Annotated in this window: 16 protein-coding genes; 10 read left to right on the top strand and 6 right to left on the bottom strand. The window is 43.4% G+C overall.

Features of this window, described 5'->3' with window-relative positions:
* On the top strand, positions 1 to 1,296 hold a 1,296-nt coding region (gene aceF / locus C9J12_RS26440; protein WP_107245670.1), incomplete at its 5' end, for a dihydrolipoyllysine-residue acetyltransferase.
* 247 nt (positions 1,297 to 1,543) lie between these two features.
* Complete coding sequence (gene lpdA, locus C9J12_RS26435; RefSeq protein ID WP_107245667.1) at positions 1,544 to 2,971, top strand: dihydrolipoyl dehydrogenase; 1,428 nt, start codon at positions 1,544 to 1,546, stop codon at positions 2,969 to 2,971.
* Positions 2,972 to 3,061: 90 nt separating this feature from the next.
* On the opposite strand, the gene C9J12_RS26430 is transcribed toward lpdA, so the two are convergent.
* The 3 genes from C9J12_RS26430 to C9J12_RS26420 all read right to left on the bottom strand — a co-directional run bounded on the left by C9J12_RS26430 (position 3,062) and on the right by C9J12_RS26420 (position 7,765).
* On the bottom strand, positions 3,062 to 3,556 hold the full coding sequence (locus C9J12_RS26430; protein WP_107245665.1) for a hypothetical protein: 495 nt from the start codon (positions 3,554 to 3,556) through the stop codon (positions 3,062 to 3,064).
* Between the two features lie 13 nt (positions 3,557 to 3,569).
* Positions 3,570 to 5,642, bottom strand: coding sequence for an LruC domain-containing protein (locus C9J12_RS26425; RefSeq protein WP_107245662.1), 2,073 nt, complete (start codon positions 5,640 to 5,642; stop codon positions 3,570 to 3,572).
* Between the two features lie 206 nt (positions 5,643 to 5,848).
* Positions 5,849 to 7,765 carry a methyl-accepting chemotaxis protein gene (locus tag C9J12_RS26420; protein WP_107245660.1) on the bottom strand — a complete coding sequence of 639 codons (1,917 nt, stop codon included), beginning with the start codon at positions 7,763 to 7,765 and terminating at the stop codon, positions 5,849 to 5,851.
* Between the two features lie 64 nt (positions 7,766 to 7,829).
* Between C9J12_RS26420 and C9J12_RS26415 the strand changes: the two genes are divergently transcribed.
* Together C9J12_RS26415 and acnB are read left to right on the top strand one after the other, a co-directional pair.
* Positions 7,830 to 10,160 (top strand): patatin-like phospholipase family protein, encoded by a 2,331-nt coding sequence (locus C9J12_RS26415; RefSeq protein WP_107245657.1) that lies wholly within the window; start codon positions 7,830 to 7,832, stop codon positions 10,158 to 10,160.
* A gap of 236 nt (positions 10,161 to 10,396) precedes the next feature.
* Positions 10,397 to 12,994, top strand: coding sequence for a bifunctional aconitate hydratase 2/2-methylisocitrate dehydratase (acnB, locus tag C9J12_RS26410; RefSeq protein ID WP_107245654.1), 2,598 nt, complete (start codon positions 10,397 to 10,399; stop codon positions 12,992 to 12,994).
* Positions 12,995 to 13,126: 132 nt separating this feature from the next.
* Here acnB and C9J12_RS26405 read toward each other — a convergent pair whose 3' ends face one another.
* The 3 genes from C9J12_RS26405 to C9J12_RS26395 form a co-directional block, all read right to left on the bottom strand.
* Positions 13,127 to 14,263, bottom strand: a complete 1,137-nt coding sequence (locus C9J12_RS26405) for a glycerate kinase (protein ID WP_107245652.1) — start codon at positions 14,261 to 14,263, stop codon at positions 13,127 to 13,129.
* A 13-nt stretch (positions 14,264 to 14,276) separates the two neighbouring features.
* Positions 14,277 to 15,542 carry a GntP family permease gene (locus tag C9J12_RS26400; protein ID WP_107245649.1) on the bottom strand — a complete coding sequence of 422 codons (1,266 nt, stop codon included), beginning with the start codon at positions 15,540 to 15,542 and terminating at the stop codon, positions 14,277 to 14,279.
* A 179-nt stretch (positions 15,543 to 15,721) separates the two neighbouring features.
* Positions 15,722 to 16,879, bottom strand: coding sequence for a sugar diacid recognition domain-containing protein (locus tag C9J12_RS26395; protein WP_107245646.1), 1,158 nt, complete (start codon positions 16,877 to 16,879; stop codon positions 15,722 to 15,724).
* Positions 16,880 to 16,953: 74 nt separating this feature from the next.
* Here C9J12_RS26395 and C9J12_RS26390 point away from each other — a divergent pair, with 74 nt between their 5' ends.
* The 6 genes from C9J12_RS26390 to C9J12_RS26365 all read left to right on the top strand — a co-directional run bounded on the left by C9J12_RS26390 (position 16,954) and on the right by C9J12_RS26365 (position 23,213).
* On the top strand, positions 16,954 to 17,322 hold the full coding sequence (locus C9J12_RS26390) for a YacL family protein (protein ID WP_107245643.1): 369 nt from the start codon (positions 16,954 to 16,956) through the stop codon (positions 17,320 to 17,322).
* A gap of 188 nt (positions 17,323 to 17,510) precedes the next feature.
* Positions 17,511 to 17,849: a P-II family nitrogen regulator gene (locus C9J12_RS26385; RefSeq protein WP_011219746.1), complete on the top strand. Its 339-nt coding sequence runs from the start codon at positions 17,511 to 17,513 to the stop codon at positions 17,847 to 17,849.
* Between the two features lie 53 nt (positions 17,850 to 17,902).
* Positions 17,903 to 19,132 (top strand): ammonium transporter, encoded by a 1,230-nt coding sequence (locus C9J12_RS26380; RefSeq protein ID WP_107245641.1) that lies wholly within the window; start codon positions 17,903 to 17,905, stop codon positions 19,130 to 19,132.
* Positions 19,133 to 19,336: 204 nt separating this feature from the next.
* A complete protein-coding gene (locus C9J12_RS26375; RefSeq protein ID WP_107245639.1) occupies positions 19,337 to 20,350 on the top strand; it encodes a Fe(3+) ABC transporter substrate-binding protein in 1,014 nt (337 codons plus the stop codon).
* A gap of 194 nt (positions 20,351 to 20,544) precedes the next feature.
* Complete coding sequence (locus C9J12_RS26370; protein ID WP_107245636.1) at positions 20,545 to 22,173, top strand: ABC transporter permease; 1,629 nt, start codon at positions 20,545 to 20,547, stop codon at positions 22,171 to 22,173.
* Positions 22,173 to 23,213, top strand: a complete 1,041-nt coding sequence (locus C9J12_RS26365; protein WP_107245633.1) for an ABC transporter ATP-binding protein — start codon at positions 22,173 to 22,175, stop codon at positions 23,211 to 23,213. Before C9J12_RS26370 ends, C9J12_RS26365 begins: the two co-directional genes overlap by 1 nt.
* The last annotated feature ends 96 nt before the right edge of the window (positions 23,214 to 23,309 follow it).

Below are 23,309 nucleotides of genomic sequence, written 5' to 3'. Positions count from 1 at the left end.
CCTGCGGCGGCTGAGCTGAAAGAAGTACATGTTCCAGATATCGGTGGTGACGAAGTAGAAGTTACTGAAATCATGGTTGCTATCGGCGACAGCATCGAAGAAGAGCAATCTCTTCTTACAGTAGAAGGTGACAAGGCTTCAATGGAAGTTCCTGCACCGTTTGCTGGTACTGTAAAAGAAATCAAAATCGTTGCTGGTGATAAAGTTTCTACGGGCTCTTTGATCATGGTCTTCGAAGTAGCTGGCGCAGCACCTGCACCAGTTGCTCAAGCGGCAGCTCCAGTAGCGGCAGCATCTGCTCCTGCAGCTAAGCCTGCACAAGCAGCAGCTCCAGCAACAACTGGCGACTTCCAAGAAAACAACGAATATGCGCATGCATCTCCTGTTGTTCGTCGTCTTGCTCGTGAATTCGGTGTTAACCTTTCTAAAGTTAAAGGTACTGGTCGTAAGAGCCGTATCCAGAAAGAAGACGTACAAAACTACGTGAAAGATGCACTTAAGCGTCTTGAATCTGGTGCAGCTGCATCAGCTAAAGGTGGCGACGGTTCTGCACTGGGTCTTCTACCTTGGCCGAAAATTGATTTCAGCAAGTTTGGTGAGATTGAAACGAAGCCTCTATCTCGCATCAAGAAGATTTCTGGCGCTAACCTGCACCGTAACTGGGTAATGATCCCGCATGTTACACAGTGGGACAACGCAGACATCACGGCTCTGGAAGCATTCCGTAAAGAGCAGAACGCGATTGAAGCGAAGAAAGATACAGGCATGAAGATCACGCCACTTGTGTTCATCATGAAAGCTGTTGCGAAAGCACTTGAAGCATTCCCATCTTTCAACTCTTCTCTTTCAGATGACGGTGCAAGCCTTATCCTGAAGAAGTACGTGAACGTGGGTATCGCGGTTGATACACCTAATGGTCTAGTTGTTCCTGTCTTTAAAGATGTGAACAAGAAAGGTATCTACGAGCTATCTGAAGAGCTAATGGCTATTTCTAAGAAAGCACGTTCTGGTAAGCTAACTGCATCTGATATGCAAGGCGGCTGTTTCACTATCTCTAGCCTTGGTGGCTTAGGTGGTACTGCATTCACACCAATCGTGAACGCACCAGAAGTGGGTATCTTAGGTGTATCTAAGTCTGAAATGAAACCTGTATGGAATGGCAAGGATTTCGAACCTCGCCTAATGCTTCCTCTATCACTATCTTACGATCACCGTGTGGTCGATGGTGCTGAAGGTGCACGTTTCATTACTTACCTAAACGGTTGTCTATCTGATATTCGTCGCTTAGTACTGTAATTCGTACTGCCGATACTTATTTGATATATAAATCGCTGTTTAGATAAAAATCAGAACAGTAAGGTTATTACTGCTAAATTTCGGCATCAGTGCAAAAATCTGATGCCGGAATTGTTGTCTAGCTCACAGGCTACACGATTTTATTTTTCACTCTGTTAACACATCTGTAAAGTGTTCAGGTCGGAAAACAATAAAATCGAATCTTTATTTTAGCCTGTCAGGGATAAATGACTATAACGAGGTCAAGATGAGCAAAGAAATCAAAGCCCAGGTCGTGGTACTTGGTGCCGGTCCTGCCGGTTACTCCGCAGCTTTCCGTTGTGCTGACTTGGGTCTGGAAACAGTACTCATCGAACGTTACAGCACCCTTGGTGGTGTTTGCTTGAACGTGGGTTGTATCCCATCGAAAGCGCTACTTCACGTAGCTAAAGTTATTGAAGAAGCGAAAGCGCTGGCCGACCACGGTATCGTTTTTGGCGAACCACAGACAGATATCTCTAAGATCCGTCTTTGGAAAGAAAAGGTTGTTAACCAGTTAACTGGCGGTCTTGGCGGAATGGCTAAGATGCGTAAAGTTACGGTTGTTAACGGTTTCGGTAAGTTTACTGGCCCTAACAGCATCGTTGTTGAAGGCGAAGAAACGACAACCATTAACTTTGATAACGCAATTATTGCGGCGGGTTCTCGTCCAATTAAATTGCCGTTTATCCCTCATGAAGATCCACGTATCTGGGACTCTACAGACGCGCTAGAACTGAATGAAGTACCTGAAAAACTGCTTGTTATGGGTGGCGGTATTATCGGCCTAGAAATGGGTACGGTTTACCACGCACTGGGTTCTAAGATCGACGTTGTTGAAATGTTTGATCAAGTGATCCCTGCAGCAGATAAAGATATCGTTAAAGTTTATACCAAGCGTATAAAGAACAAGTTCAACCTAATGCTAGAAACGAAAGTGACAGCGGTTGAAGCAAGAGAAGACGGTATTTATGTATCAATGGAAGGCAAAAAAGCACCTGCTGAGCCTATCCGTTACGATGCAGTATTAGTTGCTATCGGTCGTGTTCCAAACGGTCAACTTTTTGATGCTGGCGTTGCTGGTATTGAAGTCGATGAGCGTGGTTTCATTCACGTTGATAAGCAAATGCGTACTAACGTACCTCATATTCACGCAATTGGTGATATCGTAGGTCAACCTATGCTTGCTCACAAAGGTGTGCATGAAGGTCACGTTGCTGCTGAAGTTATCTCTGGTAAGAAGCACTACTTCGATCCTAAAGTGATTCCTTCAATTGCCTACACGGAACCAGAAGTTGCGTGGGTTGGTAAAACAGAGCGTGAAGCTAAAGCTGAAGGCATTAACTTCGAAACTGCAAGCTTCCCTTGGGCTGCGTCAGGCCGTGCAATCGCATCTGATTGTGCTGATGGTCTAACTAAGCTTATCTTCGATAAAGATACTAACCGTGTTATCGGTGGTGCTATCGTTGGTACAAATGCGGGTGAGCTTCTTGGTGAAATCGGTCTAGCGATCGAAATGGGTTGTGACGCAGAAGATATTGCGTTAACTGTACACGCACACCCAACACTGCATGAATCAATTGGTATGGCTGCTGAGATCTACGAAGGTAGTATCACTGACTTACCAAACGCAAAAGCAAAGAAAAAGAAGAAGTAATTCTCTTCCATTAATTTGCTAGAAAGGCGCCGATAAGGCGCCTTTTTTATGTCTACTATTTTTTAAGCGATAGTTTTTTACAATGCTGCTTTATGGATAATTTAGCGTTTGCTCTGGTGTGATATCGTATAGCTTAGTGATGGTCGATAATTGCGAGTCCGTAAACAGTACGACAAATAGTAACTGGGATTGATGCTTGCCAATTTGAAGGTCGTTATTAAATACGCCGTCATCGGTTGTTTGCAACACGAGTTGTGAGGCAGGGTTAGGTATTTTATCGCCCGCTGCGTTGGTGGACCAATCGGTATAGAAACCAATAAAAGCCCGTTTATCGGTATGCTGGGTTATATCTATATTGGTTGGTAGCGTATAGCTTGTGGAGAAGTCATAATTCTTATCAACAATAATATCCTGCATTGTTTTCTCGGCAATAGCTGGGGCAGGTATAGTTGGTGTCGTCACGACGCTTTCATTAGGTGTTTCGGCGGCAGTGTTATTGGTGCTGTTATCGCCATCCCCACCACCACAGGCGGTTAACCCCAAGGCAAGTATGCTTATCGCTACGGTAATGTGTAATATCTTCATGGTGGTTACCTCCCTATTCCAATCCATATAAGTGGGTGCTGATGCGTTTACCTGCAGTGTACCAATCCACGTTGCTACCTTGTGTTGCGTAATCGAAGAATCTTGGATAGGCGTTGAGCATATCGGTTCTTTCTTTCGGGTGTACCCAGCTTTCAGTGAGAATGAAGCCCCAAGGCAAACCATTTTGGGTTCGATAAACACTGCCAGCCCCTAAATCACTGTTGTCATCTTGGGTAGTCATTAAGTTGATACTGGCCACGCCTAAATCAGTTGGCTCGTAATCGTCTAGGTGGATTTCTAATGCGCGTCCAGTAACAGCACTATCTCCGTGGTATTTTTCTGGCGTTCCAAAAATGAACGGGTCATACGGTGGGGCTGGTAATGCCCATAGTTTGGTATTAGCCTGAAGTGGAACAGTGAGTGAGAAGGTAAAACGTTCAATTTCCTGACAGGCTTCCTGAGTACGGAAAAAGCGACAGGTCGAGGCGGTATCTGCGCGCAAGTCTTCTGAGATCACGAGCACCACATTACTTTGCCCCGCTTCTAGTGCGGTATCAGTGCTCAGCTCCCCGTTTTTGGTGAACAGGATATCGGCTTCATTGACAACACTGCGTGCTAATTCTGGCAAATGAATAGCAAAACCATTGAAGTAATCTGCGCCCATCGCCTGCAGGGTGCCGCGAAGGGTAATTTGGCTGACGTTATAATTGGGATCGGCTTTGACTTCAACACTGTAGCGCATCACGACATCATTCAGATCAAAGTCGCCCTCTATCGGCCAGCTGTCTTCAAATGCTGCGGTGAAAGGACCGTAGTTATAAGTACTTAATTGGCTATTTTCGAGGGTGATAGCATAATCTTCGACTTCACCATCGGGTGCGCCGCCGTAGTGTGGCAGGCTGGCGAGGCTGCTAAAGCGGAATCTTGCCCAGGTTTGTCCTTCGCTTACGAAATCTGGCACATTGAGAAACAATGAGGTCATCCCCGCATTCAATAACTTGCTATCGAATACTTTTTCATTGTTATCGAGGAAGTCTCCGTCTTTGTTCCAATCGACCCATGCGTTGAGGTAACCCGTATCATTGGCTGTCACAGATATAAGCGAAGTTTCCCCATTTTCTAATGAGGTAAATATCACACCATCCTCATCATCAGCGCCGGTACTATCATCACTTTCGGTGGCGATTAATTCGGCATCACCAGCAACGGTACCTAAATAGAGTGTTGTTGCGGTGGTGAGGTCATGACGAGGACCATTATCAGCGATAGCGGTGAGGTAGCTATCAGGCGCATCACCTAAATCGACTTCCGTTACGGCTGCTGGGGCTGAAGCACAACGTACTCCATCATTGAGCCCTGAGTTCGGCCCTTTAGCGAAGAGAGTCGCAATAGGGATAATATTGTTAGAATCAGAAATATCAACAGTATAGATATTACCGTCTTGGTTTCGGCTGAAATAAAACTGACCACTGGCTTCAAAATAGGCGGCCCCAAAAGTGCCTGTCACGCCAGCATTCCCCAACGTTGTTTTATTTCCTGTCGCGGGATCGATACGATATAGGTAACCGTATTTATTATCGATAGCGTAAATGTTGCCATCAGCAGGATGAAAGGCAAAATCAGTCAGGCGCATTTTTGTATAACTGCCCGTGACTTGTACTAAATTGAGGTAGTCGGATTGGGTGCTATCGAGCTGTATTTTGTATAACCCTTTACCATAACGGTAAAGGTAATATATGTTGTTGTGTACATCACCGACGAAGAAATTCGACGATAAAAGATTCGTTACGGGTAGGGCGACTGCTGTGAAATCACTGCTAACCTTTACTACCTGGTTAGAGGTCGTGTTGTAGGCATAAATGTAGTTATCGGCCTCATTAAAGCCAGCCGCGTTAAGGTTACCGCTCATACCCACATTGGTTTGTAATGTTTGGTAAGCACCTGTTGATAGATTGACACCGTACACTTTGGTTTGTGCTTCTTGCAGTAAAAAGGCGGTATACGGGCATGTATCAAATGCTGCAGCATCCACATTGCTGGTCATCATTGCTGCTGGTAATAAAGTAGCTAAGAATCGTTTATCCATAATTTTTTTCCCCTGTTGAGGGAGATGAATCAAAAATGGTGCCAGATTGTTGATTATGAAAATATGTAACGAGAAAGCAGTGGTGGTAGGGGAAATTAGCACTAATAGGTGAGATTTTTTTGCTCTAGGTGTGAACTTTCTTTGTATTTTGATTCGCAAAAAAGTAAAAGGAGAACCGTAGTTCTCCTTTTCTGTAAGACTGAATATTATAGTTTGAAGGTACCAACCATATCATCAAGACGTTTTGATAAATCCCGTAATGATTGACTGGAATCGGCTAATTCTGACGCTGTTTCTGCAGTACGTTGTGTGGTTTCGTTAATCTCTTCAATATTACAGTTAATGTCATTCACTACCGTTGACTGTTCTTCTGTGGCGGTGGCGACTTGGGTATTCATATCTGAGATTAAGACAATTCGATCGCTAATCGAAATCAGTGCACCAGATGCCTCATCGGCTGCAGAAACACCATTTGATGTTAGCTGGCGACTTTGTTGCATTGCGGTAACGGCATCACTAGCTTCTTCTTGCAGGCGATTGATCATTGTTTGGATTTCGTTGGTTGAATCAGACGTACGGCTGGCTAAATTACGCACTTCATCGGCGACCACAGCAAACCCACGACCTTGCTCACCAGCACGGGCTGCTTCGATTGCTGCGTTTAATGCCAATAGGTTGGTTTGTTCTGAAATACCGCGAATGGTATCGAGAATACTGCCAATCGCTTGAGTATTGTGTGCCAGCGAGCCAATCACCTCGCTCACCTGATCAACATCATTCGCCAGTTGATTTATTGTATCGCGTGCTTGAGCGACAACAAGCTGACCATTTTTCGTTTCTTCTTCAGCGTTGTGTGCTGCTTCTGCTGCATTCGCGGCATTACCCGCAATTTCATTGACTGTTGCCCCCATTTCATTGATTGCAGTAACAACTTGAATGGTACGGTCACGCTGGCTATGGCTGTTATCTAAGGTGGTCTGTGCTTGTGAAGCAACAGATTCTGCAGCATCACGCAGTGAATTCCCTGTTTCAGCGACCTCTTTTACGGAATAATGAATTTTCCCAATAAAGCTATTAAAGCCGACAGAAAGCTGAGCAATTTCATCCTTTCCCTGCACATCGATACGATGACGTAAATCGCCTTCACCTTCTCCTAGATCTTTAAAGACAACAGCAAGGCGTTCGATAGGGCGAGTGATATTGGTGCCTAACCAAATCGCAATAAAAATGAAAGTAACAGCAATGATAGCAGTCCAGATCATTATTTCATTTCGTGCTTGGTTCAATGCTGAAAATGCTTCTTCTTTAGGAAGCTCTGCGACTACATACCAATCCATTGAGGGAATATAGCTAGTAGCAAGCAGCGTATCTTTACCTGCGATTGTATATTCAGAAAAGTTAACGTTGTTTTTATTGAGTAGGGTACGGGCAACATCAGAATTGTACATTTGAGTCAGGCTAGTATTACCCATCTTACTGCTGTCTTTATGTAGTCGTACTGCACCTTTAGCATCGACAAGGTAAACAAACCCTGTTTCTTCTAGCTTAAATTGATTAATAAAAGCTACCATGTCATCAAGCGATTTTGATAAACCTGCCATTCCGCTACCATTTAGCTGCTGGTAGTTGACGAACAGTTTTACATCTCCGTTGTTTTCACGGAAAACGTTAAGCATCTTTTCGTCGCCACTATTGATAAAACCAAAAAACCAGCTATCTTGCTGCTGATTTAAGCGGCGTAAAAAACCTGTTTGATTCCAATAGTCTCCCGTTGTGCGATCGGCTATGGAAGCATCGAACAAATCATATTGGGTTCTGATATCATTCAGTACTTGAATGAGTTGGGTGTTTGATTGTTCAGAGGGTGTCTGTTTAAAAGATTCAAGAATGAATCGATTTGAGGCGAGTTGTTGAGCCGCAAATTGTAATACCGATACTTCTTTATCGATAGTATTTCTGATTTGCATTAAGGTAGCGGGAAGCTCTGATTCTAACAGGCGTGTTTCCACTACGTTACGGGCTTGATTTTGGCTGATAAAACCGACTAAAGCCGTCGAAGAAAGAACAGCAACGACCATGGCGAAGATCAGTTTTTGTTTAATACTTACCTGATTGAAATTCATTAAATTGATTGTCTTTATTTTAATAGTTATGAGCAAAATACTCAGAGCACGGATTACAAAAACAATGACCTTTGCTAAGCCATCGATTACAAACTGTTATTCTAATGTTTATCTGCCAGTCCGTTACATTACTTTAGTGATTTTCGTCACTTTTTTGGCTTTTGTTCTCTCTTTCGATGCTGTCGCGAAAGAAAGGCCTAAAATCGGTGTTGTGTTAGGGGGCGGCGGCGCAAAAGGGGCGGCACATATTGGGGTATTAAAAGCATTAGAAGAGATGCATATCCCGATTGATTACATTGCAGGCACCAGCATGGGGGCGTATGTCGGTGGCTTATATGCGTCTGGTATGAGTGCTGATGAAATCGAGTCTTTTCTTGAGACGATCAACTGGCGTGATGGATATCAAGACGGTGTTAAACGTAGCGATCGCCGTGTGCGCGAAAAACACCAAGAAGACCGTTTTCAGATTAAAACTGATGTTGGCTTTGAACTGTGGGAATTAAAAGTGCCCAAAGGTTTTGTTCAAGGACAAAACATGGGAGAAATTATCCGTTCTACCTCTGGTAATCAGCCTGAATTCGCGAGTTTTGATGATTTAGTTATCCCTTTTAGAGCAGTCGCCAGTGACATTGAAACGCTGAAACCCGTGGTATTAGATAAAGGTGATTTGGCGAAAGCGATGCAAGCGAGTATGTCAATTCCAGGCATATTACCTCCAATGGAGCTTGATGGTCGATTATTGGTTGATGGAGGAATAACCAATAACCTACCTATTTCAGTCGTGAAAGCGATGGGGGCTGATATTGTTATTGCGGTTGATATTAGTAATGACTTTAAAAAGCGCGATGAGCTCAATAATTACTTTGCCATTATGGATCAATTGACTGATTTCATGGTGACCAATAATGCAGAGCAACAAAAAAAATTACTGACAAAGAATGATTATTTAATTCGACCGAATACGAAAGGTATTGGTACAACAGATTTTGATCGTATGGTTGATGCGTATGATATCGGATATTTAGCCACAATGGCTCTGCGCCCTCAATTATCTAAACTGGGTGGCGTAATTCCTTTTCAAAATTATATCGATCACAAGCAAGCACGCCGCAATCAACTCACTCGTATTGATGAGCTGTATATTGATGAAGTTCGTTTAGTAAATAACAGTCAATATTCAGATCAGGCATTGCTCGATCGCCTCGACTTGCATTCAGGCGAAAAGATGAGTTCTGAACAATTAGCCGAAAGTGTGCGCAACCTTTATGCGCTTGATCGTTTTGAGCGTATTAATTACAGCATTGAGAAAGGTGATGATAAAAACATTGTTCTCGTTGATGTTACTGAAAAAAGTTGGGGACCTAATTATCTTGATTTTCGTTTTGCGATGGAAGATGACTTTAAAAATTCTACCGATTACTCCATTGGCGTGGCCTTTAATGTCACTGGTTTAAGTGAAGCAGGGGCTGAATGGCGAACTGAGCTTGAATACGGTTATAACAAACGTGCTGCCACAGAAATATATATGCCTTTTATTAGTGACCAAGAGTGGTTTGGCTTACTACGCGCAGAGTATGATAAGAGCAATAAATATCTGGCACTTGGTGATGACGATGATGATGAACCTAAGTTAAGTGATACTGAGCTATTTATACCCACTATTTATAACACCACAACATTTGATGCATCTGTTGGCTGGCAGCCTATGCTGTGGCAAGAAATGCGCTTGGGATACCGCTACATTATTGGTGAGGTTGATTATCAAGGCTTAGCGGGTACAATTTTAGGGGTTAGAGAACGTAACAGCCGTGTTGGGTATGTTAACTACAATATCGATACACTCGATGACTTTGAACTACCCAGTAAAGGCAATTTATTCAGTATTGAGTTGGCTCTTTCTGATGATAGTGTGGATTGGACGGTTGATGGTGAGAGGCTCCAAGGTACTGATCTTGCCTATCACTTAGACATTGCATGGAAAGGGGCTTATACCTATCAACGTCATACATTTATGGGCAAAACTGAATTTGGCCATGTAGAGTCAGAAGAAGACATTCAACTCGACCCGAAAGAAATCGGTGGTTTTCTTAATCTTTCAGGTATCCCTAAAAACAGCTTAGTGGGCAACAATAAAATATTCTCTGCTGCAATTTACCGTTACCGTATTACTGATTATGATTTTGGTTTATTCAAATCGCCCGTGTATATCGGTGGTTCAATAGAGTGGGGTGGGGTATATAACGAATCGTCAACCTCATTTAATGACTTGCCTCTGTATTGGGCTGGCAGTGTCTTTACTGGCATTAATTCACCTATTGGACCTTTCCTATTAGCTTATGGTCGAACAGAAGAAAATTATGATTCTTTCTACTTATTCATCGGTGGTGCCTTTTAATTAACTGTGAATTCTCGTATTACAGCTGTAATTTTCTCGAAAGTGTGAATGTTGTAAAAAACGAGTGGATTTTAATTTTAAGTTAAAAATGGTATGGTGTTTGAACGGTTTTGATCTCTTCCGAACGTATTTGGTGCTGTATATACCTGTCTAAATGATACGAGAAATCGGAGAGGTCAATCACTTCCAAGGATGTTTAGTTAATAAAAACTAAACCGTAATAAGAGGAATATGTCGTGCTTGAAGCCTACCGTAAACACGTCGAAGAGCGTGCTGCAGAAGGAGTTGTCCCTCAGCCGTTAAATGCTGAGCAGGTTGCTGCTCTCGTTGAGTTGTTAAAAACACCACCAGCGGGTGAAGAATCTGTACTGCTTGATCTGTTAGCAAATCGTATTCCCCCTGGCGTAGATGAAGCCGCTTATGTTAAAGCGGGTTTTCTTGCAGCAATCACAACGGGTGATGCTACCTCTCCAATCGTAAGTAAAGAAAAAGCGGCAGAGCTGCTTGGCACTATGCAGGGTGGTTATAATATTGAACCACTTATCTCGCTGCTTGATGATGCTGAGCTTGCTCCAATTGCAGTGAAAACGCTCTCTCACACTCTGCTAATGTTTGATTCTTTCTATGATGTAGAAGAGAAAGCCAAGTCAGGTAACGCATTCGCAAAGCAAGTGATCCAATCATGGGCAGATGCTGAGTGGTTCCTATCTAAACCTGCACTGGCAGAAAAAATCACTTTAACCGTATTTAAGGTGACTGGCGAAACAAATACTGATGATTTGTCACCCGCCCCTGATGCATGGTCTCGCCCTGATATTCCACTTCACGCACTGGCGATGTTAAAGAGTGAACGTGAAGGTATTGAACCTGATCAGCAGGGTTCAATAGGTCCAATTAAACAAATCGCCACGCTACAAGAAAAAGGCCATCAACTCGTTTACGTTGGTGATGTTGTGGGTACGGGCTCTTCTCGTAAATCTGCGACTAACTCCGTGCTTTGGTTCATGGGTGATGACATTCCATATGTACCCAACAAGCGTGCTGGTGGTTATGTACTTGGCGGTAAAATTGCCCCTATTTTCTTCAATACAATGGAAGATGCAGGCGCACTACCGATTGAAGCTGATGTATCTGCACTGAATATGGGCGACGTGATTGACGTTTACCCATTTAAAGGTGAAGTTCGTAGCCACGATAGTGGTGATGTTGTTTCGACGTTTGCCCTGAAAACTGACGTGCTGATTGATGAAGTACGTGCTGGTGGTCGTATTCCATTGATCATCGGTCGTGGTTTAACCGATCGTGCACGTCAAGCTCTGAACTTACCGTCTTCAGATGTATTCCGTCGTCCGGGTACCGTGGAAGATACTGGCAAGGGCTATAGCCTTGCACAGAAAATGGTCGGTAAAGCGTGTGGTGTTGAAGGCGTTCGTCCTGGCACATACTGCGAACCTAAAATGACCACGGTAGGCTCGCAAGATACTACAGGCCCTATGACGCGTGATGAACTGAAAGATCTAGCCTGTCTTGGCTTTTCTGCTGAATTAACCATGCAGTCTTTCTGTCATACATCAGCATATCCAAAACCAATCGATGTCAATACTCACCATACATTGCCAGATTTCATTATGAATCGTGGCGGTGTTGCGTTACGCCCTGGTGATGGTGTTATTCACTCATGGCTAAACCGTATGCTATTACCTGATACTGTTGGCACGGGTGGTGATTCACATACACGTTTCCCTCTGGGTATTTCGTTCCCTGCGGGTTCAGGTTTGGTTGCATTTGCAGCCGCAACAGGTGTAATGCCTCTTGATATGCCAGAATCAATTTTGGTTCGTTTCAAAGGCGAAATGAAAGAAGGGATCACCCTGCGTGATTTAGTGCATTCGATCCCTTATTTTGCGATTCAGAAAGGTTTATTGACTGTTGAAAAAGCAGGAAAAATCAACGAATTCTCTGGTCGAATATTAGAAATTGAAGGTGTTGAACACTTAAGTGTTGAGCAAGCATTTGAACTATCTGATGCGTCTGCTGAGCGAAGTGCTGCAGGTTGTACTGTTAAGTTATCGCCTGAATCTATTTCAGAATACCTAAACTCTAATGTCGTTATGCTGAAGTGGATGATCGCTGAAGGTTATGGTGATCGTCGTACGATTGAACGTCGTATTACCGCGATGGAAGAGTGGTTAGCGAATCCTGAATTAATGGAAGCTGATAAAGATGTGGAATACGCACATGTTATCGAAATTGATTTAGCAGACATTGATCAACCGATCCTTTGTGCGCCAAACGATCCAGATGATGCGCGTCTACTATCTGATGTTCAAGGTACGAAAATCGATGAAGTGTTCATTGGCTCTTGTATGACGAACATCGGTCATTTCCGTGCCGCTGGTAAACTACTTGAGAAATTCGGTGGTCAGCTTGATACTCGTCTTTGGGTGGCTCCGCCAACGAAGATGGACCGTGATCAGTTAACTGAAGAAGGCTATTACAGCATCTTTGGCCGTGCTGGTGTGCGTATTGAAACCCCAGGTTGTTCACTGTGTATGGGTAACCAAGCACGTGTTGCAGATAAAGCGACGGTTATTTCAACATCAACCCGTAACTTCCCGAACCGTTTAGGTACTGGGGCGAATGTGTACCTTTCGTCGGCAGAGCTTGCTGCGGTAGGGGCTATTTTAGGTCGTATTCCAACAATGGAAGAATACCTAGAGTACGCGAGGCAGATTGATGCGACAGCGGCAGATACATACCGTTACTTGAACTTCCATCGCATGGATTCTTATACTAAGAAAGCTGCTGATGTGATAATTCAAGAAGCCGTATAATACGACTGTTTCTTAGACATTAAAAAGCTCTCACTTTACGTGGGAGCTTTTTTTTGGAGCTTGTTTTAGGGGGAGACAAGGGGAATGTATTATCCGAATTAACCGAGCATAACTGTTATTGTTGACTAACAGCTATTGTCGACCCACAGTTAGCATCGCTGCAACATTACGTGCAGTCATCTGAACATTGAATGCAGCTTCCTCGAAAGCATCAGATAATGCCATTGCACGTGGTACCACACTGAATACGGCATCAATTCCATGTTCGTAAACCACATCACAGTCGTTTGATAAACACCCTGCGATACCAATGACTGGTATATGGAACTTTTTGGCTGCACGTGCAACGCCAATCGGGGTTTTTCCGTGAATGGTTTGGCTATCAATACGCCCTTCACCTGTAATGACTAAATCAGCATCAGAGACGATATCGGTAAAATTGACGGCATCCATCACAATATCGATACCAGGGCGTAAACTTGCATTAAACAGTCCGAGTAAGGCCGCACCTAAACCACCAGCGGCACCTGCACCGGGAATATTTTTTACATCTTGGCCTAACTGCACGTTGATTATCTCAGCGTAGTGCGCAAGGTTAGTATCTAACTGTTCAACAATTGCAGGAGTCGCCCCTTTCTGTGGGCCAAAGATATGCGATGCACCTTTTAATCCACATAATGGGTTATCCACATCACAGGCGACTTCAAGTTTGATCTTTGCAAGGCGAGGATCTATACCAGACATATCAATACGCGCAAGTTGTGCTAATTCACCACCGCCGTATCCTAGTTCGTTACCTTGAGCATTAAGCATTTTGATGCCTAACGCTTGTGCCATGCCAAGACCACCATCGTTGGTTGCGCTACCGCCAATACCCACAATGATATGCTCAACACCTTGGTCAAGAACGGCTTTAATTAGTTCGCCAGTACCAAAACTGGTGGTCAGTAACGGGTTACGTTTTTCTGCTGGCACTAAGTGCAAACCAGATGCTGCTGCCATTTCAATGATTGCGGTTTTACCGTCGCCCATTAGGCCATAAAACCCTTTTACTTGCTCGCCAAGAGGGCCGGTAACCGTATGTTCGATAATCGTGCCGTCTGTCGCATCAACTAATGACTGAACGGTTCCTTCACCGCCATCAGCCATTGGCAATTTGTGGTATTCAGCATTTGGCATGACTTGGCGAAAGCCGACTTCAATCGCGGTAGCCACTTCCATTGCCGTTAGGCTTTCTTTATAAGAATCAGGAGCAATAACAATTTTCATAATAATAAGCCTCTTAAACGAACAGACCAAATACACCAAAGATGAGAGTTGAAACAACAGCGATCATCAGACCGACAGCAGATTCGTAAGGAATAAGTTTTAAACGTTCTTTAATATCCATGTGCACCGCACCGCCAGTTGCATGGAAGAAACTACCATGTGGCATGTGGTCGGTAATGGTTGCACCAGCGTGGATCATTGCAGCCCCTGCGAGTGCTGGCACTCCGAGTTCAAGAATGGTGTGGCTAAAGACACTTGATGCAACCGCTGTACCCGCCGTGGTTGAGGCAGTAGCCAGTGCCATCATGGCACCAGAGATGGGTGCTAATAAGTAAGAAGGTAAACCAGAGGTCGTTAGAATGTCGATTAAACCATCTTTCAAACCAGAGTTTGCGATAATACCGGCAAGAGTACCTGTACCCAATAGCATGACAGCGACAGGAGCCATACGACTAAGACCTGAAACGGCAAAGTGGTTGGTATCACGAAAGCGTCCCATGGCTACAGCGCCCATTAGGCCACCAAGAGGTAATGCAATTAGAGGGTCGACATTAATACCAGCAATTGGACGTAACGCTAATAGTGCAATAGCAACAAGAGGCGCAACGATTGAAGCGGCGAATGTGGGTAAGCGACTGTGATCAACAGCTACCACTTCATGCTCTTGAACTTTACTGCCTTTGTTAACCAGTTTTTTTGCAATGTAGTAAGCGAAGAACATACCACATAGACCAGGGATAACACCTGCAGCCATCACTGATGTAAGAGGGACATTAAATGCGTCAGCTGCTGCAATCGCATTGGGGTTCGGCGACATCACGTTACCCGCTTTACCGCCGCCAACCATGGCTAATAGAATTGCCATTTTTGATAAATCGGCACGGCGTGCAATGGCAAGAGCGATAGGCGCGACAGTAATAACAGCCACATCTACAAATACACCCACAGCCGTTAGAATCATTGTGGCTACTGCAAGGGCTAATAATGCGCGGGTTTCACCGACTTTTTTGACAATGGTTTCAGCAATCGATGTTGCCGCACCTGATTCGATCAATACACCCGCTAGCACACCAGCCGCTAAAATACGCAATACAGCAGTCACGATACCTTGTGCACCGCCAATCATCAGGCTAACGGTGTCAGTGAGTGATACACCACCGATAACACCACCGACAAGTGCACCAATGATCATGCCGTAAGCTGGTGGTACTTTCTTTAGGATTAAACTGATTGCGACCACTAGAGCCGCTAGAGCTCCGAGAGTTGATACTTCTACCATCGTCTTTTCTTCCGTAAAGATGTAATAGCCTGTTGGCGATTACGAAAAATGATAAGCAAACATAAAATGTCTGAGTTGCCGCAACTGTACGGAGTTAGAAGAGGGGATGCTTTAGGCGAAGTGACAAATAATGAAGAAGCAATATTGTAGTAATTGTGCATTTGCACAATTACCGACTTTTATGGTTGACTTAATAGGGATAAATAAAGCCGTGTTTTATCGCTTATATTATTGAAACTTAAAGATGTTTCCTTTTCTATTTGCTCTAGACGATAACGAAGTGTATTTCGGTGAATATGTAGCACTTCGCACGTTTGAGCTAAATCACAATTCTGAACAAAAAATGCTTTCAATGTTTTGAGTAACACACCACGAGGGTCATTTTGTTGCAGTTTAACTAATGGCATTTGCAATTGCTTCTGACGCCAAGTATCACCTTTTAAACCGTTTAGCAAAACTGGCAGGATATGATCTTGATAGAACAGCACGTTATCTTGCTGACTATTTATTGTATTACTGGCTTCCATCGTGGCTTTAGCCGTCATGAAAGACTGAGAGAGGCCTTGCAACGAAGGGAAGTAATCACCTAAGGCGATTCGAATCACAAAATCACCTTCTTTCGTTACTCGCTTCATTAATTGATTGACGCGTTTTTGCTCCAGTGCGCGAGACCAACCGTTATCGCTCAAGGTAATGGGTTTGAGCACCACAACTTCATTCATCGATACCGAGGCAATTCCGACCAAATTATCCCGCTCTGGGTATTCAAGCAGATGGACTAAACGTTGCAGGTGATCTAACGATAAGCTTTTACCTTTTACTGGGTATACTTTTACAATCGCAGCAATACGAGGCTGAGCAAGATCCAAATCTAACCGTTCAGCAATAGAGAGTAATTGATTTTCATTTAATTCTGAGCCTTCTTCAATCAACTGCAGAACTAACTCTTCACGGTGGCGCTTATTCCACTGAACCTGTGCCATTAATGCGGCTTGTTCTACGATTAACTCAGCGGTCATCTTTACTAACTCGCCATAATTGCGCACTAAATCTGGCTCGCCAGATATTCCCACGACACCAATCGCTTTATGTTGAAAGATGATGGGGAAATTAATGCCCGGTTTAACGCCTTTAAGTTGTTTAGAGGTGGCGTCATCGATTTCAACAATACGATGATCGTTGAGTGCCAGAATTGCCCCTTCATGGCGCTGGTTTAGGCGTGAAGTATCACCAGAGCCAATAATGCGGCCTTGTTCGTCCATCACATTGACGGAATATTTAATGATCTTCATGGCGCGCTCAACTATTTGTCGAGCAATGGTGGCATTCAGTTGCATTATTGGTTCAGATCCTGAGAATGTGCGGTCTTCCAGATATTATACCAAGAATACGACAGAGTTTGAGGCTAGCTATGGACTACGAATTTAAGAAAAACACCCTAGACGGTAGCTATCATGCCACTTTTTCTATGGGCCATGAAATTATTGGCCGTTGGTTGATTGAAGAGGTTGGTAAAGATTTTGAGAAGATGGATACCATCCTGAGCCAAATAGGTGCATTAAAAAATAGCACCAAAGAATGGCGGTTACTGGGTGATGATCTCAGTTTGATTTTGCAAGATCATGAAGCAATAATTCAAGCTAACTACTTGTTCTCTGAAGAAGAAGAAGATTTCGATGAAGACATGCATTTTTATGATGAAGAGAGCGTGTCGTGTTGTGGGTTTGAAGATTTTGAGTTAGTACTGCAAGCTTGGCGGGCATTTGTGACCCGTTTTTAAGTGTATTAACACTTAACCTACGACATTGCTTACTTATAGTGAAAAGGCTGCATCATATTGGTGCGGCCTTTTTCTGTTTTTATAAGGTGAATTATTTAAGCTGTTGATTTTTGGTTGCTTTAAAAGTTGGCATAAAGCTTGTAACTCATTAAATAAGCCAGAAGGAATGTGAACTTAAGGAGCGAATAATGAAATTGATTAGTGCAATTATTAAACCTTTCAAACTTGATGATGTACGTGAAGCATTAGCCGATGTTGGCGTTGAAGGTATGACGGTTTCTGAGGTCAAAGGATTTGGCCGTCAAAAAGGACATACCGAACTATACCGCGGCGCTGAATACCAAGTTGATTTTTTGCCGAAGGTTAAAATCGAAATCGCAACACAGGCTGATAACTTTGAAGCGATTGTTGATGCCATTTCTAAGGCTGCGCAAACCGGCAAAATTGGTGATGGCAAAATCTTCGTTTACGACCTCGACCATGCGGTACGTATCCGTACAGGCGAGACAGATCTCGAAGCGCTGTAAGCAACATTTTATATATTTAAAATAAAAAATTAGCAGTTACAGGGGAAACAACCATGGAATTGACAACAACTGTTACAGAGTTGCGTTATGCTCTCGATACATTCTTCTTCTTAATATCAGGCGCATTGGTTATGTGGATGGCGGCAGGGTTCGCCATGCTAGAAGCTGGTCTGGTACGTTCAAAAAATACCACTGAAATTTTAACCAAAAACTTTTGCTTATATGCGATTGCATGTATTACATACCTTATTGTTGGTTATAACATCATGTACGTTGATAATGGTGAGGGGGGCTGGTTACCTTCAATTGGTGCCTTAATTGGTACGCAAGCAGAAGGTGCCGATCACTCACTTGAGTCTGATTTCTTCTTCCAAGTTGTGTTTGTCGCAACCGCGATGTCAGTGGTATCTGGTGCGGTGGCAGAGCGAATGAAACTATGGTCGTTCCTTCTTTTCTCTGTCATTTTGACTGCCTTTATTTATCCGATGGAAGGTTACTGGACATGGGGCGGTGGTTTCCTATCTGAAGCAGGGTTTAGTGATTTTGCTGGTTCGGGGATTGTTCACATGGCGGGTGCTTCAGCTGCATTGGCGGGTGTTTTATTACTGGGTGCACGTAAAGGTAAATACGGTAAGAACGGTGAAATCAACCCGATTCCTGGTTCTAATATGCCACTAGCCACTTTAGGTACCTTTATTCTTTGGCTAGGCTGGTTCGGTTTCAACGGTGGTTCACAGCTAATGTTGTCTGACTTTGAAAATGCATCAGCTGTTGGTCAAATCTTCCTAAATACCAATGCAGCCGCTGCGGCAGGTGCTGTTGCAGCACTAGCAGTGTGTAAAACTATGTGGGGTAAAGCGGATTTAACCATGATATTGAACGGGGCATTGGCGGGTTTAGTCGCTATCACTGCCGATCCACTGTCACCATCACCGATTGCCTCTGTGATTGTGGGTGTGGTTGCGGGTGCATTAGTGATCTTTAGTATTATTATGCTAGATAAGATTAAGATTGACGATCCAGTAGGTGCGATTTCGGTACACGGTGTGTGTGGTTTCTTTGGCCTTATGGTTGTACCTTTCAGCAACGGTGATGCATCATTTGGTGCTCAGCTATTAGGTGCTGCGGTTATCTTTGCATGGGTGTTTACGGCAAGCTTTGTGGTTTGGTTTGTTATTAAAATGACCATTGGTATCCGTGTTACGGAAGAAGAAGAAATGGCAGGAATGGATTTACATGACTGTGGTGTCGATGCTTACCCTGAATTTGTAAGTCTAAAATAAAAATGTGAGTTAAGTTTATCTGTGTGAAATCGCATACGAAATAGGTAACATATATTTAGTTCACAACTTTAAAAAACGCTGCTAATTAGCAGCGTTTTTTTTATTTATTTTGTTTCAGAGCATTGTTTTGTTGAAGTACTGCAGTATAATTAATCGATATTGATAACTATTATCATTGCATTTTGCATTAAGGGATTTAACTCAATGAAAAAGCTGTTGGCTTCGGCAATCTTATTTGGTCTTGCTGCACCTCAAGCGGCTATTGCTGCTGAAGAAGTGAATGTTTATTCTTACCGTCAGCCGTTCTTGGTTGAACCAATGTTTAAAGAATTTACTCAAGAAACGGGTATTAAAGTAAACATTAAGTTTGCAAAAAAAGGCTTGTCAGAGAAATTAAAGCAGGAAGGCGAATACAGCCCAGCCGACGTTGTACTAACAACGGATATTAGCCGTTTAGTTGAACTTGCTGATATGAAGCTAGTTCAACCTGTTGACAGTAAAACAATTGAGTCAAATGTTCCTGCACAATACCGTGATTCAGAAGATGAGTGGTTTGCACTGACATTACGTAGCCGTAACGTGTATTCATCACGCGATCGTGTTGGTCACTTACCTGCTGAATTTGATTACACTGATCTTGCTAAACCAGAGTGGAAAGGCAAAATCTGTACTCGTTCAGGTAAGCACCCATACAATATTTCACTGGTTTCGTCGATGATTGCTCACTACGGTGAAGCTGAAGCGAAAACATGGCTAGAAGGCGTGAAAGCTAACCTTGCACGTAAGCCACAAGGTAATGACCGTAATCAGGTTAAAGCCGTTAAAGAAGGCCTTTGTGATTTAGCCATTGGTAATAGTTATTACCTAGGCAAGATGATGAACGATGAGAAGCAGAAGGCATGGGCTGAAGCAGTTTACATCGATTTCCCTGGACAAAAAGGCAATGGCACGCACGTAAACGTAAGTGGCATGGCAATGGCGAAATACGCGCCGAACAAAGATAATGCTCAAAAGCTGATGGAATACCTAACAGGCGATAAAGCTCAGCAGATGTATGCAGAAGTAAACTATGAATACCCAGTTAAAGAAGGTGTTAAGCGTTCAGAGCTTGTTGCATCATGGGGCGACTTTAAAGCAGACGACTTACCACTAGAAAAAGTGGCTGAGTATCACAGCGCTGCAATCAAGCTTCTTGATGAAGTGAAATTTGATTTATAAATTAATACAAAAAAATGGGGCTTAATGCCCCTTTTTTTGGTTAAAGCCTAGTCCCTTTTCTAATCAGTTGTGGTAGTTTCTCTAGCTTGAAAAATAGTGTTATCAGGCTGCAATGATAATTGAGCACGACGTTGTTATATGTGCGTTAGTACTGATGCCGCAGATTTATTGTTAAAGTGACTAAGTAGTAGGCGATGAAAGAAAAACATATATTCTGGCAATCCAGTAGCTGGGTATTATCCTTGTTGTTGGTGTTACCAATTCTAGCTATTTTTTACACCGCATTGGGTGATTCTGATGAGGTGTTTTCTCATTTAATGAGTACCGTAATGGGGACTTATACCGCCAATACATTTTGGTTGGTATTTGGTACCTCCGTTTTAGCGCTTCTGTTAGGTCTGCCTTCTGCTTGGATTATGGCGATGTGTCGTATTCCGGGAGAAAAAACGCTGCAATGGGCATTGGTATTACCGTTGGCAATGCCGGGCTATATTGTGGGGTATATTTATACCAATTGGTTTGATTATGCTGGCCCGGTTCAAATCTTCTTACGTGATGTGTTTGGCTGGGAAACAATCCATGATTACTGGTTCCCTAATATTCGCTCTTTGGGTGGGGCTTGTATTGTTCTAGCACTGGTTCTTTATCCTTATATCTACTTATTAGCCCGTACGGCTTTTATGGAGCAAAGTGTTAGTTTGCTGCAATCTGCACGCTTGCTGCGGTGTTCGCCATGGCAAAGTTTTCGTCGTATATCATTACCATTAGCGCGCCCTTCTATCGCGGTGGCGTTATCTCTTGTGGCAATGGAAACCTTAGGTGACTTCGGTACGGTGAGTTATTTTGCCGTTAATACGCTAACAACCGCGGTGTATGATACGTGGTTAGGGTACTCAAACTTAAATGCGGCAGCCAAAATATCGTCGCTGATGTTATTAGTGATTTTCTTTTTGATCAGCACTGAGCGTTTTAGCCGTCGAAAGCAAAAGCTATTCCAGCAGCAGTTTGAGCATGGTGATGATGTTCGCTATACCTTAACGGGTGCTAAAAAATGGTGCGCAATCATATGGTGCTGGGGATTGGTCTGTATGGCTTTTGCATTCCCATTACTTCAGCTTTGTTACTATGCATGGCACTATTTTGCAGAAAGCTGGACCAGTCAATTCCTGCAATACAGCCTTAACAGCTTATCTGTTTCAATTATTGCCGCTGTAGTCGCTGTTATCTTGGCATTAATCGTTAATTTCTATCGTCGCTTAGATGGCAGCAAGTATACCGCAGTGCCGATGCGTTTGGCTTCATTAGGCTATGCCGTACCGGGAACCGTGTTAGCGATTGGCGTGATAATCCCTCTTACCTCTGCTGATCACCTATTGAATGACTTTACGCAAGCTTATGAATTAGGGCGACCTGGGTTAATTTTCTCAGGTACGATGTTTGCCATAATCTTTGCCTTTGTGGTGCGTTTTGCGGCGGTAGCCATTGGTAGCATTGAAAGCAGTTTAGCGAAGATATCTCCGTCGTTAGATATGGCATCAAAAACCATGGGTTATGCATCCACAGCGATGTTGCGTCGTGTTCATTTACCATTAATTCGTCGTGGTTGTTTAATTGCAGGTTTGTTGGTGTTTATTGAATCGATGAAAGAATTAAATGCGGCATTATTATTACGCCCCTTTAATTTTGAAACACTGGCGACCTATGTTTTTAATTTTGCCTCGGATGAGCAGTTAGAGCAGGCCGCTCTACCTGCGATTTTATTAGTTATCGTTGGTCTGATCCCATTGGTGATGATTAACCGTTCTTTGGAGCAGAAACACTGATGAGTAGTGCATTATCCGTTACTAATTTAACGTGCCGTTATAACGGCCAGGCGGTATTACAGAACCTCTCATTGCCTGTTGAAGATAACGAAATTGTCTGTTTGCTTGGCGCGAGTGGTTGCGGTAAAACAACCTTGCTTAAAGCGATTGCAGGTTTACTGCCATTAGAGAGTGGCGGCATGACGATTAATGGTCGTGTTGTGGTGGATGATACGACTTGGTTACCCCCCGAAAAGCGTAATATCGGCATGATATTTCAAGACTATGCATTATTCCCACATCTCACCGTGGCTGAGAACATTGCTTTTGGTTTGAAAGATTGGGATAAAACCCGAATTCTGGCCAAAATTCAGGAAATGTTAGAGCTTGTTCACCTCACTAAACTTGATGATCGCTATCCACATCAGTTATCGGGTGGGCAGCAGCAACGAGTTGCCATTGCACGCGCATTAGCTTGTGAGCCTGATTTAATTTTATTAGATGAACCGTTCTCAAATATTGATACTCAAGTACGTCACGGTTTGATTAAAGAAATTCGTCGTATTTTTAAAGCGCAGGGCGTTACTGCGATTTTTGTTACTCACAGTAGAGAAGAGGCTTTCGCGTTTGCCGATCGTCTTGCTGTTATGAATAACGGTATTATTGAGCAATTTGGCACAGCTACGGATCTCTATTATCGCCCAAGCAGCCGTTTTGTTGCAGAGTTTTTAGGAACGGGGTCTTACCTTCCGGCGACAGTGAAAAACGACAAACACCTATTTACACCATTTGGTGACATTGAATTCAGTTCGGAACTGACTTATCGACAAGACGATAATGTTGAATGGTTGCTGCGACCTCAGAATTTACATGTTCAGCCTCAAACTGATGGGGGCGGGGTAATTGTAGAGCAACAATTTATGGGCGATAACTGCCGTTATACCGTGAAGTATCAGGGGCATTCATTAGTGGTAAATTCACATTTAATATTGAATATTGGTGATAAAGTGGCGATCAATGTAGAGCCGCATGAGCCTGTTGTTTTTGCTACCGCGTGCTAGAGCGTCAAAATTAACGCGAAATTAACGCGAAATTATCGTGATAATAGATGTTTGTTTGATAAAAAAGGTCAGCTGAGGCTGACCTTTTTTGTCTGT

Source organism: Photobacterium frigidiphilum (genome assembly GCF_003025615.1).
Lineage (GTDB): Bacteria > Pseudomonadota > Gammaproteobacteria > Enterobacterales > Vibrionaceae > Photobacterium > Photobacterium frigidiphilum.
The sequence above is the reverse complement of the archived record's forward strand: the minus strand, read 5'-3'. Positions and strand labels throughout refer to the sequence as shown.

Coding starts and splice junctions, on each gene's coding strand:
- lpdA (WP_107245667.1), top strand. CDS start 1,544: ATGAGCAAAGAAATCAAAGCCCAGGTCGTGGTACTTGGTGCCGGTCCT.
- C9J12_RS26430 (WP_107245665.1), bottom strand. CDS start 3,556: ATGAAGATATTACACATTACCGTAGCGATAAGCATACTTGCCTTGGGG.
- C9J12_RS26425 (WP_107245662.1), bottom strand. CDS start 5,642: ATGGATAAACGATTCTTAGCTACTTTATTACCAGCAGCAATGATGACC.
- C9J12_RS26420 (WP_107245660.1), bottom strand. CDS start 7,765: ATGAATTTCAATCAGGTAAGTATTAAACAAAAACTGATCTTCGCCATG.
- C9J12_RS26415 (WP_107245657.1), top strand. CDS start 7,830: ATGACCTTTGCTAAGCCATCGATTACAAACTGTTATTCTAATGTTTAT.
- C9J12_RS26405 (WP_107245652.1), bottom strand. CDS start 14,263: ATGAAAATTGTTATTGCTCCTGATTCTTATAAAGAAAGCCTAACGGCA.
- C9J12_RS26400 (WP_107245649.1), bottom strand. CDS start 15,542: ATGGTAGAAGTATCAACTCTCGGAGCTCTAGCGGCTCTAGTGGTCGCA.
- C9J12_RS26395 (WP_107245646.1), bottom strand. CDS start 16,879: ATGCAACTGAATGCCACCATTGCTCGACAAATAGTTGAGCGCGCCATG.
- C9J12_RS26390 (WP_107245643.1), top strand. CDS start 16,954: ATGGACTACGAATTTAAGAAAAACACCCTAGACGGTAGCTATCATGCC.
- C9J12_RS26385 (WP_011219746.1), top strand. CDS start 17,511: ATGAAATTGATTAGTGCAATTATTAAACCTTTCAAACTTGATGATGTA.
- C9J12_RS26380 (WP_107245641.1), top strand. CDS start 17,903: ATGGAATTGACAACAACTGTTACAGAGTTGCGTTATGCTCTCGATACA.
- C9J12_RS26375 (WP_107245639.1), top strand. CDS start 19,337: ATGAAAAAGCTGTTGGCTTCGGCAATCTTATTTGGTCTTGCTGCACCT.
- C9J12_RS26370 (WP_107245636.1), top strand. CDS start 20,545: ATGAAAGAAAAACATATATTCTGGCAATCCAGTAGCTGGGTATTATCC.
- C9J12_RS26365 (WP_107245633.1), top strand. CDS start 22,173: ATGAGTAGTGCATTATCCGTTACTAATTTAACGTGCCGTTATAACGGC.